The organism is Halalkalibacter sp. AB-rgal2 (assembly GCF_041821005.1).
Classification (GTDB): domain Bacteria; phylum Bacillota; class Bacilli; order Bacillales; family Bacillaceae_D; genus Halalkalibacter.
The window spans coordinates 58173-71762 of record NZ_JBGUAV010000003.1; the positions used below are offsets into that span (position 1 = coordinate 58173).

Annotated in this window: 17 protein-coding genes; 4 read left to right on the forward strand and 13 right to left on the reverse strand. The window is 39.6% G+C overall.

Features of this window, described 5'->3' with window-relative positions; all coding sequences use genetic code 11:
• Nucleotides 1-31: 31 nt before the first annotated feature.
• From ACERJO_RS03335 to ACERJO_RS03350, 4 genes are all read right to left on the reverse strand, one after another.
• Complete coding sequence (locus tag ACERJO_RS03335) at nucleotides 32-1450, reverse strand: aspartate ammonia-lyase (RefSeq protein ID WP_247104974.1); 1419 nt, start codon at nucleotides 1448-1450, stop codon at nucleotides 32-34.
• A gap of 81 nt (nucleotides 1451-1531) precedes the next feature.
• Nucleotides 1532-2476, reverse strand: coding sequence for an ROK family glucokinase (locus tag ACERJO_RS03340; RefSeq protein WP_373646546.1), 945 nt, complete (start codon nucleotides 2474-2476; stop codon nucleotides 1532-1534).
• 2 nt (nucleotides 2477-2478) lie between these two features.
• The gene (locus ACERJO_RS03345; RefSeq protein ID WP_373646547.1) at nucleotides 2479-2685 is read right to left on the reverse strand and encodes a YqgQ family protein; all 207 of its coding nucleotides are present in this window, start codon (nucleotides 2683-2685) and stop codon (nucleotides 2479-2481) included.
• A gap of 20 nt (nucleotides 2686-2705) precedes the next feature.
• On the reverse strand, nucleotides 2706-3218 hold the full coding sequence (locus ACERJO_RS03350; protein WP_247104978.1) for a hypothetical protein: 513 nt from the start codon (nucleotides 3216-3218) through the stop codon (nucleotides 2706-2708).
• Nucleotides 3219-3308: 90 nt separating this feature from the next.
• Between ACERJO_RS03350 and ACERJO_RS03355 the strand changes: the two genes are divergently transcribed.
• Nucleotides 3309-3704, forward strand: a complete 396-nt coding sequence (locus tag ACERJO_RS03355; RefSeq protein WP_247104979.1) for a YueI family protein — start codon at nucleotides 3309-3311, stop codon at nucleotides 3702-3704.
• A gap of 23 nt (nucleotides 3705-3727) precedes the next feature.
• On the opposite strand, the gene ACERJO_RS03360 is transcribed toward ACERJO_RS03355, so the two are convergent.
• Entirely contained in the window at nucleotides 3728-5188 is a 1461-nt protein-coding gene (locus ACERJO_RS03360) for a spore germination protein (protein WP_373646548.1), read from the reverse strand.
• Between the two features lie 134 nt (nucleotides 5189-5322).
• Between ACERJO_RS03360 and ACERJO_RS03365 the strand changes: the two genes are divergently transcribed.
• The gene (locus ACERJO_RS03365) at nucleotides 5323-6195 is read left to right on the forward strand and encodes a hypothetical protein (protein WP_247104981.1); all 873 of its coding nucleotides are present in this window, start codon (nucleotides 5323-5325) and stop codon (nucleotides 6193-6195) included.
• On the opposite strand, the gene ACERJO_RS03370 is transcribed toward ACERJO_RS03365, so the two are convergent.
• The 8 genes from ACERJO_RS03370 to ACERJO_RS03405 form a co-directional block, all read right to left on the reverse strand.
• A complete protein-coding gene (locus tag ACERJO_RS03370; RefSeq protein ID WP_373646551.1) occupies nucleotides 6192-7697 on the reverse strand; it encodes a rhomboid family intramembrane serine protease in 1506 nt (501 codons plus the stop codon). The two genes, ACERJO_RS03365 and ACERJO_RS03370, sit on opposite strands and share 4 nt — an antisense overlap.
• A gap of 141 nt (nucleotides 7698-7838) precedes the next feature.
• A complete protein-coding gene (locus tag ACERJO_RS03375) occupies nucleotides 7839-8039 on the reverse strand; it encodes a sodium:proton antiporter (RefSeq protein WP_247104983.1) in 201 nt (66 codons plus the stop codon).
• Nucleotides 8040-8179: 140 nt separating this feature from the next.
• Nucleotides 8180-9202 (reverse strand): ThiF family adenylyltransferase, encoded by a 1023-nt coding sequence (locus ACERJO_RS03380; protein WP_373646552.1) that lies wholly within the window; start codon nucleotides 9200-9202, stop codon nucleotides 8180-8182.
• 12 nt (nucleotides 9203-9214) lie between these two features.
• On the reverse strand, nucleotides 9215-9997 hold the full coding sequence (locus ACERJO_RS03385) for a DUF92 domain-containing protein (protein WP_373646554.1): 783 nt from the start codon (nucleotides 9995-9997) through the stop codon (nucleotides 9215-9217).
• Nucleotides 9991-10563, reverse strand: coding sequence for a 5-formyltetrahydrofolate cyclo-ligase (locus ACERJO_RS03390; protein ID WP_373646555.1), 573 nt, complete (start codon nucleotides 10561-10563; stop codon nucleotides 9991-9993). The genes ACERJO_RS03385 and ACERJO_RS03390 overlap by 7 nt, the downstream gene beginning before the upstream one ends.
• A gap of 72 nt (nucleotides 10564-10635) precedes the next feature.
• Nucleotides 10636-10785, reverse strand: coding sequence for a 50S ribosomal protein L33 (gene rpmG / locus ACERJO_RS03395; protein ID WP_034624960.1), 150 nt, complete (start codon nucleotides 10783-10785; stop codon nucleotides 10636-10638).
• 87 nt (nucleotides 10786-10872) lie between these two features.
• Complete coding sequence (locus ACERJO_RS03400) at nucleotides 10873-11505, reverse strand: hypothetical protein (protein ID WP_247104989.1); 633 nt, start codon at nucleotides 11503-11505, stop codon at nucleotides 10873-10875.
• A gap of 32 nt (nucleotides 11506-11537) precedes the next feature.
• Nucleotides 11538-12242 (reverse strand): sugar phosphate nucleotidyltransferase, encoded by a 705-nt coding sequence (locus tag ACERJO_RS03405; RefSeq protein ID WP_373646557.1) that lies wholly within the window; start codon nucleotides 12240-12242, stop codon nucleotides 11538-11540.
• A gap of 473 nt (nucleotides 12243-12715) precedes the next feature.
• On the opposite strand from ACERJO_RS03405, the gene ACERJO_RS03410 reads away from it, so the two are divergent.
• Both ACERJO_RS03410 and ACERJO_RS03415 read left to right on the forward strand, forming a co-directional pair.
• Nucleotides 12716-13093 carry a hypothetical protein gene (locus ACERJO_RS03410; RefSeq protein ID WP_373646558.1) on the forward strand — a complete coding sequence of 126 codons (378 nt, stop codon included), beginning with the start codon at nucleotides 12716-12718 and terminating at the stop codon, nucleotides 13091-13093.
• Nucleotides 13093-13581, forward strand: coding sequence for a hypothetical protein (locus ACERJO_RS03415; protein ID WP_373646559.1), 489 nt, complete (start codon nucleotides 13093-13095; stop codon nucleotides 13579-13581). Before ACERJO_RS03410 ends, ACERJO_RS03415 begins: the two co-directional genes overlap by 1 nt.
• Nucleotides 13582-13590: the final 9 nt, after the last annotated feature.

The following is a 13590-nucleotide window of genomic DNA, read 5'->3' on the forward strand; positions in this document are numbered from 1 at the left end:
AGAAGACGAAATGCCTTTAAATGCACCATAATTATTGCCCTTCGAAAAACCTCGCTCCAGAAATCCCAGGCTTTGTCATCTCATCTGGATCTAATATCTCTTTTAATTCCTCTTCAGACAAAATGCCACGCTCAAGACAAATATCTCTCACTGATGCCCCGGTCTTAATTGCCTCCTGTGCTATACGTGATGCCATTTCATAGCCAACGTGTGGGTTAATAGCTGTTATCACACCAACGCTCTTTTCGACTAACTCACGACAACGTTCAATATTTGCTGTCATATCTTGAATAGCATACTCCCTAAATACTCGTATTCCATTTTCTAAGATAGAAAAAGATTGTAACAAGTTAAACACAAGAACAGGTCCCATCACATTTAATTCTAATTGCCCAGCTTCTGAGGCTAATGATATCGTATGATCATTACCCATTACTTGAAATGACACTTGATTAACAACCTCACACATGACTGGATTCACTTTACCTGGCATAATGGATGACCCCGGTTGCCTAGGTGGCAAATTAATCTCATGAAATCCTGTACGCGGGCCCGAGCTCATTAAACGTAAATCACTGGACATTTTCGACAAGTTCATAGCCAAGATTTTTAATGCACTCGAAATTTCCGTGTACGCATCTGTATTCTGTGTGGCATCAATTAAATCTTCTGCTGTTTTGAATGGATAGCCAGTGCATTTGGCTAAATGGTACGAAACCTTTTTAATGTACTCCATTCTTGCATTTAAGCCCGTACCAATTGCCGTTGCCCCCATATTGATTGCATATAAATGTTGCAAGGATCGTTTGATTCTAGTTAAATCTCGTGTTAGAACTCGTTGATAAGCACCAAATTCCTGCCCTAACTTAATAGGAACTGCATCCTGCAGGTGAGTACGTCCCATTTTTAAAACAGAGTCAAATTCATGTTCCTTATCTTTCAACGCTTCAATAAGCATATTTAATTCCTCTAAAAGCGAGTCTGCTAAACGCAAGCAAGCAATTCGAATTGCTGTAGGAAACGTATCATTTGTTGACTGCGCCATATTAACATGAGTATTAGGACTTACACGCATGTAAGCCCCTTTTTTCCCACCTAACAATTCAATGGCACGGTTGGCAATAACTTCATTTGCATTCATGTTAAAAGATGTACCCGCTCCACCTTGAATCGCGTCCACGATAAAAGAGTCATTTAATCTACCAGCTATGACCTCTTCTGAAGCTGTGACAATCGATTCTCCTATTTCTTTAGTCAAGGCACCTGCTTCCAAGTTAGCTAATGCGGCAGCCTTCTTAATAAATCCAAATGCTTTAATGAGCTCAGGATGAGGGGGATAGCCTGTAATCGGAAAATTTTCAACAGCTCTCATTGTTTGAATTCCATAATAAGCCGCTTGCGGCACTTTTTTTTCTCCGAGAAGGTCTCGTTCTATTCGATATTGTGCCATTTATCAATCCCCTTTGTAAAAGACATGATGATTGCATTCGTATAATAGTATATGATTTCAAAGGGGAAGCTAACACTCCATTTACCCTTGCTTCGCTAACCAAGCACCACCAATAATTCCGGCATCATTACCTAATGAAGCAATTTTGAATTCCGCTCCTGACGCCACTCGTTCGAGTGCAAAACGGTTAAACTCTCGTGCTAAAGGATTTAACAAATGATCTCCAGCTTTTGATACACCGCCACCGATAACTATTTTCGCTGGATTTACGGTATTGGCTATATTGGCAAGCGCTAACCCAAGATGAAAACAGACTTCATCGACAACCGAAAGTGCAACAACGTCACCTTCTGCAGCAGCCTCAAACACTTCCTTTGATGTGACAGCATCTTTATTAGCTAACCTTGATTGAGGATTTGTGTCGATTGCTTCTTTTGCTAAGCGTGCAATTCCAGTAGCTGAAGCGATTGTTTCTAAGCATCCTGTTTTTCCACAGTTACAAGGTGCGCCACCTTCTGGGATCGATGTCAGATGACCAATCTCTCCTGCCATTCCATTTACTCCATGGAGAATTTGTCCATTCGTTACGAGTCCTCCACCTACACCTGTACCTAATGTGACACAGAGTAAATCAGCAGCTCCATCTCCTGCCCCTTTCCACATTTCGCCTAAAGCTGCCATGTTTGCATCATTATCAACCGTTACCGATAATCCCGTTTCCATTTCAAGCTCTTCCCTTAACGCAAAGTCCTTCCAGCCTATGTTTACTGCTTGATAAATAAAACCCGTTTTCATTTCAATAAAACCCGGTGCTCCAACTCCGATTGCTTGAAGACGATCATATGATTCATTTAACTCGGAGCACTTACTCTTAATCGCCTGTCCGATATGAACCGTAATATTACGTCCGCCATTATTTGTATCTGTCGGAATTTCCCATTTCGTAACGACCTCACCTGCTCCCGTTACAAAGCCTAACTTAATTGTTGTACCACCAATGTCGACACCTACATACCATTTGTCCATGATTATTCACCCTCTACTCCTTCTACAGTTCGCTGTTCTTGCCGAATGATGTGAAGAGCTTGCATATATAACGTCGTCTCTATCATTTTCCATTCATGCAATTCACGTAATTCATCTACCATTAATGACAGATCAAGAGAACGTTCACCTGTATAAATAATCGTTCCGTATTTTTTTAACAGTTGACGAACATCATACATTGACTTCATCACATTCACCTCATAATCTATTATAACAGTTTCAACATACCTACGAAAAGAAGCCAAATGAGAGGAGTGTACACATGATAAGAATATCGCCATAGAAATTGTCTTATTTGTATTTGAATGACAATTCCAAATGCCATAGCAAAAAAGAATAAAAGCCCCGCAAATAACGTAAAAAACGTTCTCATTTCCAGAATGCCCCATTCAAAGCCCATTAAGAAAAAGAGTAGTGCGAGCAAAGCTGGTAGTACCCGATCCTCTGGATGAAAAAATCCTAAAGTTGGATGATAACGAGTAACTGCTGCAATAATAATCAATAATGAAACAATCGAAATGACGATTTCAACAAACCGAAACGCAAACCAGCTAGGCATAAACATGCCAAAAATCATACCAACATAACAAATAAAGCTAAAGGCAAGCGCAAATAAAATAACTTGTAATGGGCGGGGGGGATATTTAGGTGCTGCTAATAAACCGCCCATTGTTAAGCCGATTGTTGCGACAAACATCACAACGATGATCAGAATCCACATACCCTCTCCTCCTTCACCAAATAGACTCTTTATATCCTATGAAGAAAAAGGTAAGATAAGAAGGACAAACATTAGAAAGAGGGATTAAGCATGGATCAAAAAATGAAGGATATTCTTGACCGTGGCGTATTCGGTGCACCAGAGATAAAAGCTGAAGAACGAAATGTTTTTCTTACTACTATAATTGAACGTATTTACATAGCTCTTACTAAGCGGCAAGTATACAAAAAAGGAGCCTACCCTGAAGTCATTGCATTTATGAAGAAGTATCCAAATGCACATCTCTATGTGAATAGTGATCTAAGCTATCAGCACTACTCAAATTACCTTCAAGAAGCAACCAAGCACCATATTTCGTATACCATTGTTAATTCAGCCAAACCAACTTCTATCGGACTCGTATTAGCACATCCAACACAAGTCGTTCCAGAGAAGGAAATCTTCCTCAAGGACGACCTGTACAAAAAAGACATGAAAGAAGAATAGACGGACTTTTCTTGTTCTTCTTTTCATCGGTCTGGATCACCAGGATGTAGAATACTCGGCCTTTGATGCTTATAAGGCATCGCTTTACGAACTAATACATCACTAAAGGCTTTTGCATCAAAAGGTAGAAATGGCCATAAATAGGGAACACCTAGCCCTTTGTAATGAACTAATAGTAGTAACCAAAGTGTAGTCCCTACTGTGAAACCTGTTACTCCAAAGGCAGCAGTCAAAATAAGTAGTGCAACTCTTACTAAACGATTAGCTAAGCTCAATTCATAGCTTGGTGTAGCATAAGACCCTATTGCAACAGCCGCTAGATATAGAACGACCTCAGGTGAAAATAAACCGACTTCTATTGCTACTTCACCAATTAAAATCGCGGCAACAAGGCCTAATGCAGTAGCTAAAGCATTAGGAGTGTGGATAGCGGCCATCCGTAGCATTTCAATTCCAATTTCAGCAATGAGAAATTGGACAAATAATGAAATGACTCCTGTTTCCTGTTCACCAATAAATCCAAATGCTGCAGGTACGAATTGTTCATGTGTCGCTAATAAATACCACATCGGCAAAAGAAATAAAGATGCCCAAACAGCAATATAACGAATAAACCTATGTACAGCTCCTACAAGTGGTTTTTGTCGGTATTCCTCTGCATGCTGTAAATGGTGCCAAAAGGAAGCAGGTGTGATCATAACACTTGGTGAACCATCTACCATAATTAAGATGTGGCCTTCCAACACATGAGTTGCAGCAACGTCTGGCCTTTCTGTATACCTTACAAGTGGATAAGGATTAAGAGAGTGCCCATAAATATACTCTTCAACCGTTTTGTCAGCCATCGGAAAGCCATCTGTATCAATTTTCTTTAACTCTCGCTTTAGTTTTTTAACAAAACGTTGATCAGCAATGTCTGCTACATATGTAATGGCCATATCCGATTTTGAACGCCTACCTACTTTAACATATTCTACTCTCATTGTTCGATCTCGAACTCGTCTACGAACAAGAGCAGCATTCAAAACTAACGTCTCGACAAAACCATCTCTAGCCCCTCTAATCACTTTTTCCGAATCAGGTTCTTCAGGTCCTCGCACAGGATACTCCCGTGTATCAATTAAAATCACTTGATTAATTCCATCAACAATGAGAGCCGCTGGCCCTGATAAGACTTGATCAATGACTTCATCAAGATCATCACTTTTTTCAATCTCGACATATGGAATTTGATGCTTCATTAATTTTTCCAATGGTTCAATTTGTAAATCTTCATCTGACAATTTAGTCAATTGCTTTTGGATCTCCGTTAGTGCCTGATCTTTTCCAAAGCCATCGACTAGAAATAAGCTCATTTGCCGGCCACCATATTCGAGCTCCAAATGAATTAAGTCAAAGTTATCATCAATAGCTAACTCTTTTTTCAAATAAGAAATCGTCTTATGATAATTTTTGATTGCTGGATTTGTTTGTTCTTCATTCACTTGATTCCACCTCACTTATGTAGATTATTTGCATAAGCAAGTAATTCCATACAACTAGATATTCGTTGCATATCACCATAGGATGTAACATATACATGACAAAAACGGTTGTCCTATAGGTGGAGGAACAAATTATGAACAAATGGAAATATGCAATCGCTCTATTAAGTTTATCCTTTTTCGTCGGCTTATTTCTTGTCTTTTCGCTAAGGCCCGAACCATTACGAGAAACCTTAATCTTTTTTCCGATTGATGAAAGTGCTCAATTTCTTGAATCTCGATCTGCTATTACCATTTCATCTTCTAAGGATGAAGATGAATACATATTAAATTGGGAAACCTCTTCATTACTAGACCAAGAAGCCTTTTTACGACAAGATGTATCGTTATTATTTGAAGATGGATTGCTAAAAGACATCCAATCCACATGGAAGAAACAGACAGACTCGATAACAATGAACAAACATGTTCCTTCAGATGATAGTGGACATTATCGTGTCGTAACCTTCCACCATGCCGAAATTCATTACCCTAATGACCATATACGTAGCGCCCAAGCGCTAAGCTTTGATCGTCTATATGTGGTCGATTCCCCACTCTCGCCATTGGAGGCCTTTAGAATTCCAGAAACTGAACAGCAATGGGAGAGCAAGCGAGTATTAGATTACATTTTGCAACAACAACAACAATATGATTGGGAAGATCTATTTGAATATTATCATTTACCTGAGGACGAATATGTCAAAATACCATTAACTGATTTCATTCAATATGAACAGCTACCTGGATTAACAAGAGAAGAATCACAACGATTTCTAGGTGGGTTATGGGAAGGATTGTACAAACACTATATACTGGGCATAGCACAAGAGGACGGAACGGTTTCTAGTCCAATTGGAAGTACCGTCCCGCTCATATTATTACCGAAAACGACTGATCACTTTTTTATTCTATTCCGCACACCAGATGGAAATCCCGTTCAATTTATTCAAACGATAAGCTCCTAATCTAATGTTAGACTTCTTTCTAATTCCACATATTCCTCTTTCGCTTCAATTTCAATTGCACGGGCAACAGCTGTCCGTGCTTGTTCATATTCACCAAGCTCTGTATAAATAACAGCCATATTGTAATGGGCTTCGTGGAAATCCGCTCGTATTTCTACAGTCTTTTCCAATAAAGGTAAAGCCTCTGCATAGTTACCGTTCATTGCTTGAGCAACAGACAATAAAAATGTCGCTTCAGGCATAGTAGGCTCCATCTCATATGCTCGCTTTACATGTGGATACGCTGCTTCGACCTCATCATCCTGTAAATACATTTGACCGATAATGAGCTCTGTTGTCACATTAGTCATCTTCGCTTCATTCACCCAGCCAAATGCGATTAAACTAGCGATTACAATTAGAGTGATGATCGCAAATACGAATCGCTTCCATGTTCGATGTTGCTTTGGTAATTGAACGATAGCGGCAGCAAGAAATCCACCGACCAACCCTCCGATATGTGCACCGTTATCGACTACTGGCACGACAAAACCGAATACGAGGTTAATAGCCAAAATAACGATTACGTTCTTTCCCATTGTGCGAAAGAATAAAGATGGATGAACAAATCCGAAATAGAGCAACGCACCAAAGCAGCCAAATATGGCTCCAGATGCACCTGCAGACACACTAGCGTTAAAGGCAAAGCTTGCAATCGACCCTAACAGTCCAGCAATGAGATAAATGATGACGAAGCGAGTGGTCCCGTACATTCGCTCAACGACTCCACCTAAAAAGAACAATGCCAAAGAATTCATAAAAAGATGAATAACTCCAATATGTAAAAACATTGCACTAATGAAGCGCCACCATTCCCCATCCATTATGCGTGGATTGTACTTCGCACCAAAATCAATTAGCGTCATGATATCTGTACTACTCCCAGCCCATTCCGTAATGATAAACATCATCGCAATACTCACTAATAAAAAATAAGTCGCATAAGGTTTTCCATGTTGGAACATCGATTTTTCCTTTTCTTTTTCTAGCTCATGGACATGTTTAATTTGTTGCTTTAATAAATAGGTGTGTAGCTCAAGCTGCTCCACTTGTTCCGAATAATATAGATCTCTTAAATCGCGTTTCTCTATTTCATCTTTTGTGAGCACAGTTGAAAAGACGCGACTCTTTCTTCTTTTATTTGCGGCAAGAGGCTTTTGAATATCCTCCCAATCATCAACCGGGGGATACAACGATACATAAATATTCTTTCCTTCGACCTCTCGATAATGAAGTCTTGTTCGAATAGATTCAAAGAGAATAACCGCCTTTTCGACATCACGCCTTAACTCTCCAGCCCAATCCAAATCACGGCGAACAAATCGCACAATTTGGCGCGGCTTCGACTTTTCATTAACGAGCCACACCTCTTGATCACGCATAGAAATTAACCGCCACTTTTTCTTTGTTACATAATCATGTACAAGCATCCAAAACAAATAATTTAGCCTTACCTGATCCATACTGACCCCTCACTTTAATCCCGCATCAATTATGCTCACATTACTGTCATTATACTAAAAGATAGACACGTAACGTCACATTATGCTTAAAATGAAAAAAAGCGGTCGTTTTCACACCGCCTTTTTTAAAATATACTGTTGTTAAAAAGTTTGGGGACGATTAAATTGTAACACTGAGCCGACAATTTTATCACGTACAAAGGGAATTTGCATAGCAAAACTAACAGCAAGCTTACGTAACAAACGCTTACTTAACAGCAGGTTCATAACACGATAACGGTACTTATACACAAAATAAATCGTTATAACAATCGAAAACATTGAAATGAGACGTTGCAACATAAAATGCCTCCTTATGCTTTTAATGAATGCCAATGAAAAAAGACAAGCCGTCGCCATTGAAAAAGCACAAATCACCTTTTTCACTGTTCTCCTTTTAATGTGCAACGAATCACGCATTTTATCCTTATCAATTGTTTACATTATCCTCCAATATATTGGTTAAAAATGGATTTCGCTCTTGAGACATCTTCTGTGCCTTGAACAAGCACACGTCCATCAGGAAAAAGAACAAGCCTTTCTTCACCTGATAGATGAGCTCGGAGTAGAAATGGCGTCTTTTTCACTTCTGCTACTTTTGATAGCCTTTCTGACCAAGCTGCTAAGTTCAGCTCTTGTCCTGTATGAATTTGAACCGTTTCTCGACCGCATAACGTCGTAATATGATCCTCTTCGTCAGATAATGCGGGAAATTCTCTCTTCTGGCAAGTTGGACAATGTTCCTTCGGCTGATCCATTTTCAAATCAAATTGATGATTGCCCCAAATATCAAAGCTTTTCAATGTATGGCGTAACGCTTTACGATCATCGACTAAATATTTCAGTACTTCTACGACTTGGTATGATGCAACGATATCAACGACAGGACTAATCACGCCAATCGTATCGCATGTTTGTCCGTCGCCTGCACCTTGGTTAATGAAGCACCGTAAGCAAGGAGTTTTTCCCGGTATAAAGAGGGCAGACATTCCTCTTGAACTAACTGCTCCGCCGTAAGCAAAGGGAACACCTGCTTGAAACGCCATATCATTTAATAAAAAACGAGTTCGAAAATTATCTGTACCATCCAGCACGATATCAATTCCATCCATTAAAGCAGGAAGAGTATCCTTCGTAACATCTGTCACATATGCCTCTATTTCAATTGAGGAATTAATACGCTCAAGTTTTTGTTTTGCTGCAATTGCCTTTGGGGTAGCAGCGAGCACATCATCCTCATCAAAAAGCATTTGGCGTTGAAGGTTACTCTTCTCGACATAATCGCGATCCACTAAACGAACAATTCCAATTCCTGCACGAACAAGATGGTTCGCTAACACCGTACCAAGTGCACCGACTCCGACAATTAGAACAGACTTTTTCGAAAGAGCCTCTTGCCCTTCTTTCCCAATTGGAGCAAAAAGCATTTGACGTGAATAACGCTCTAATTGTTCTTCGTGATCCATTTCAATTACCTCCTATACAATAAACCAAGCGATAATCATCGCTATAATGGCGGCACTAATCGTACAGCACACATTTACGATATCATTATTGACCCACTTTAGGCCTCTTATTTGCTCAGTCCTACTTCCACAATGTAGTTTCCTCTCCGTATTCATTCTACAATGGTTGCAGCGATAAAGAACTTGACTGTATGCTCCAATTAATGTATCCATAACATTTCCAACAAAACCGGAAATCGCTATAATAATTATCATAAGTAAACTATTCGTGACGCCAAATAGTAACCCTATACATGCGATAACGAAGCTACCAACTAAAGCCGCAAAAGTGCCCAATGTAGAAATGGCACCAGATGTGCCTTTATCAACTCGTTTACACGTTGCGATATGTACAGGTCTCTTTTTACTAAGTGGACCTATTTCTGATGCCCAAGTATCCGCATTGGCCGCTGCTAAGCTAGCAAAGAAACCAATCGCATAAAGCGGAGAAAGGAATACCCCATAAAGAACAGACATGACTGCAGCCACTCCACCGTTAGCCAACACTTGCATGCCATCTCTTGTACTCCCTTTTTCATTAATGTCATCCTCTTTAAGATGCTGCTTAAATGAACTTAAAAAACTAGAACTAAAAAAGAACAGCCCTAATGTGAGCAGTCCTATCCAGCCAAAACCCCAAGTAATCGCAAACCCTACGAAAATAGCGGCTATCGTTCCCGATGCCGTCAATTTCTTCGCAAGCTTAGCGTATATAGCTAACAGTAAAACACCTACATAGGGAAGCACTGCTAACATGTCAAACACCTACTCTCAGTGATGACGTAATCAACTGGTCGATCATGAGGCTCAACAGGCAGCTCTGGTTGGATTTGTACATCTGTTGCTAGCGCGATTGTTTGACCTTCGTAATTCGTTAAATATCGATCATAAAAGCCGCCACCATAACCAATTCGAAATCCATTTCGATCAAATGCAACCCCTGGAACTACGATCAAATCAATGTCTTCACTTGAGTACTCTGTCGCCTTTTGAGCAAATGGTTCAAAAAGATGCTTCGGTGTTTGTACGACGTCATCCCAATTATTAATTCGGTGAAAGCTCATTGCTTTTGATTGAAAATTGGTTCGTGGTACGACGATATGTTTGTTTTCCTTCCAGCCTTGTTCAATAATTGGATATGTATGAACTTCACGCTTTGTTGAAATCGTGATCGCTATGACCTGTGACTTATTCCAAAATGTCGATTGAAGGAAGCGTGAAGCAATGAATTGACATGTTTTATTGAAATTTTGATCTGAAATACTCTCAAGCTTATTCAATACGTTTCTGCGAATCACCTGCTTACTGTCCACTAACGTCACCCTCTCCCTCTTATGTCAAGGTAGCCCTATATCTATCTATAAGAAAAAAGAAGCAGTGGAAAATCCAGCTGCTTACTTTGTTTCGCGGTGAAGCGTATGACGCTTTAATCTTGGGCTATATTTCTTAAATTCGATACGCTCAGGATTTGTACGTTTATTTTTAGTCGTAATATAATTGCGATCGCCTGTCTCAGTGCAAGCAAGAGTTACTTGTACACGCATGTGATATCCCTCCAAACTGTGCTTAGTTCATACTTGAATATAATAGCAAAACTTTCAGCAAGGATCAAGTTCTTTTTCATTAAGGAGTTAGGATAATTGCTGTTTCGATGTTGTGTCGTGCTGCGCCATCCATTTTTCCATGTGACGATTGTATAACTCCTCCTCACAATGTCCAGTTATATACCAAATTCGACCAATCCTCTCCCCATAGCCTTCAAGATCGATATTAATCACTGCCATTCGTGAATGCTCTCCACGCCAAATCGGTGATAACGTTAATACACCAAGCGCTTCATTCCATATAGATTTCTCATTTCCAACTGCTAATTGATAACGATGATCTTGAAAAAAAGACGTTGACAGAAGCGTTACACGGTCTCGTTCATACGTAACAATGGATTGCTTCGTTCGAGAGACCATCGAAACAGGGATTCCTTCTGTTACATATTGCTCTTTTTTCACAATAACGCGAACTTGCTGTGATTTTTTTGTGCCGTTTTTCACAATGAACGTTAATTCAGACAGCTCCCATGAGCTTGCAAGATCTTTTACAATCGTTACTTGTATGTGCCAAAAACGATGATAGGCATTTAATACTGGACTTTCCGTTCCTTTTCCTTGTTGCAACGAAACATTCCACTCTTTCGATTTCAACCATGATACTTGTCCATCTAACCATATACCTAATGATCGAATAATTGTAAACCATTCCATATTCATTGTAGCTACCTCCCGCTTTTATTTGTCGCCATTTAACACACTCGATCTGAAAAACCTTTGTACAACAGATCTTTTTGTGCTTGTCTGTAATGATGAACCGCTTTAATCGGCCGCCAATAGCCTGTAACGTAACAACCATAAATGGGGCTTTCCACCTTGTTAAAGCCATTCAAAATCAATGTCTTTAAGGAATTTATCCAACCGGGTTCTATGATGTATATGTCCGTATTAATCGTATGAATAGGTATACGTTGATTTGCCATACCATCATGTTTCACCTGAACAAATTGACCCGTATTTGTCGTTGTCATAAGAGGCTTTTCTTTCACTTTCACGGACTCTTTCGTTAATATGGTGCATGGACTTTTGCGAATCATATGAACGTGAATGGCTTCTCGCAGGTTCATCTCGGTCAAACACACATCATTTAAGAACACAATGGTCTCGCTAGCTACCTCCCTCAACCATTCGAAGGAATTGACACTCTTGGGCTCTTGATCAACGTTCAAATAAGTAATATGACAACCAAACTTTCTTCCATCTCCAAAATACTCATTCAGATGGGCTAAGCGATCAAAACCGATGATGACAATTTCATAGATACGATGTTGCTTTAACCAAGCTATCATATATTCTAAAATGGGCTTTTGTAATAATGGGAGCATTGATTTAGGAACTGAGCTTGTAAATGGATGTAACTCGTTCATCCGACCATCTGTCATAATCACTGCTTTCATAAGAAGCCTCCTCTAGTTATTTGAGACTACTGAAAAAGTACAAATCGACTTTTTCAAAACCTTTCATTTGATTAGCAATGGCTTCACTCGTTGCTCGCTTAATAAGAGAAGTTCACTCGTATCAAGCTTTTAAATAGGCAACAGGTTCGCTCATTGAAACTTAACTTTTTCAGTACCCTCTTTTTTTTTGTCATTCAATTACGATGTATATTCATCATACCGTCCACTAGATAGAGGAACAAGGAGGTCAATCTGTCTTTTTTTGTCATATGCTTAATAGAACGATGCACGCAAACGGAAAAAAAATTATTCGTCATCATTCGCATGCAACCTCTTGTCAAAAAACAAAGTCGTTTTAGGATGAGAATCGACGAAACCGAGAATTTTGTTAATGAAAATCGGGGTTTCTCGTCATAGGCTAATAGATGTATAATGATAGAAGTGTGAACAGAAAGAGAGGACAACAAAAAGTTATGGTAGAAATCATGATAATCGCATTATTTAGCTGCTCATTCCTTCTCTTTATCCTATCATTCATGAAGAAGGATCGAACAGTCGAATTAGAGCAGCAAATAGAAGAGCTTTCCATTCGTCATATGCAAGAATTGTACAAGCTTAAGAAAAGAGTCGATGAGCTAGAAAGTCAAACTCGTTTAAATGAGCAGCAGTCAGCTTTTGTCCAAAAGGCAAAGTCAAGCTCACAGCAGCAACTTCTCCGTGAGGTCATAGGTTTATTTAATCAAGAATTAGAATTGGAAAGTATCGCAGAGGAAACAGGCTTAACCGTTATCGAAGTCGAACGCTTATTACGTCCTTATATTACCGAACTGCAGGAGAAGGAGGAATTGTAATGGCAGCAAAAGGGTTACAGCAGTTTGCTGGTGGACTATTTCTAGCAACGGCACTTATCGGTGGAGCTCTGTACGTTTCTCATAGTCAAGAGGAAGTGACAGATGCTGAAGAAGACCGTGAAGCACCACTAACTTCTCATGAAGAACTTTCAACGACACAATTAATTGAACAGCTCGAACAAGAGCAGTATGTTGTCATATCTGAAGATGAGTTCGCTGAGCTACATGCACAGTTAGACGAACAAGAAGATAGAACTGAAGAGAATGAGCATGAAAGACAGACGACCTACGTCATGATTCTGGAGATTTCTCAAGGTATGACTAGCTATGATGTCGCTGAACAATTAGTACGTGGGCGTATTATTAATAACGAGCAAGACTTACTTTCCTATGTACAAAACGAACAGCTCTCTCACCGTCTACGAACCGGACAGTATGAGGTAACGAGTGATATGACGATCGAGGAAATTGTCGAGTTAATGACATAGAATGAGTAT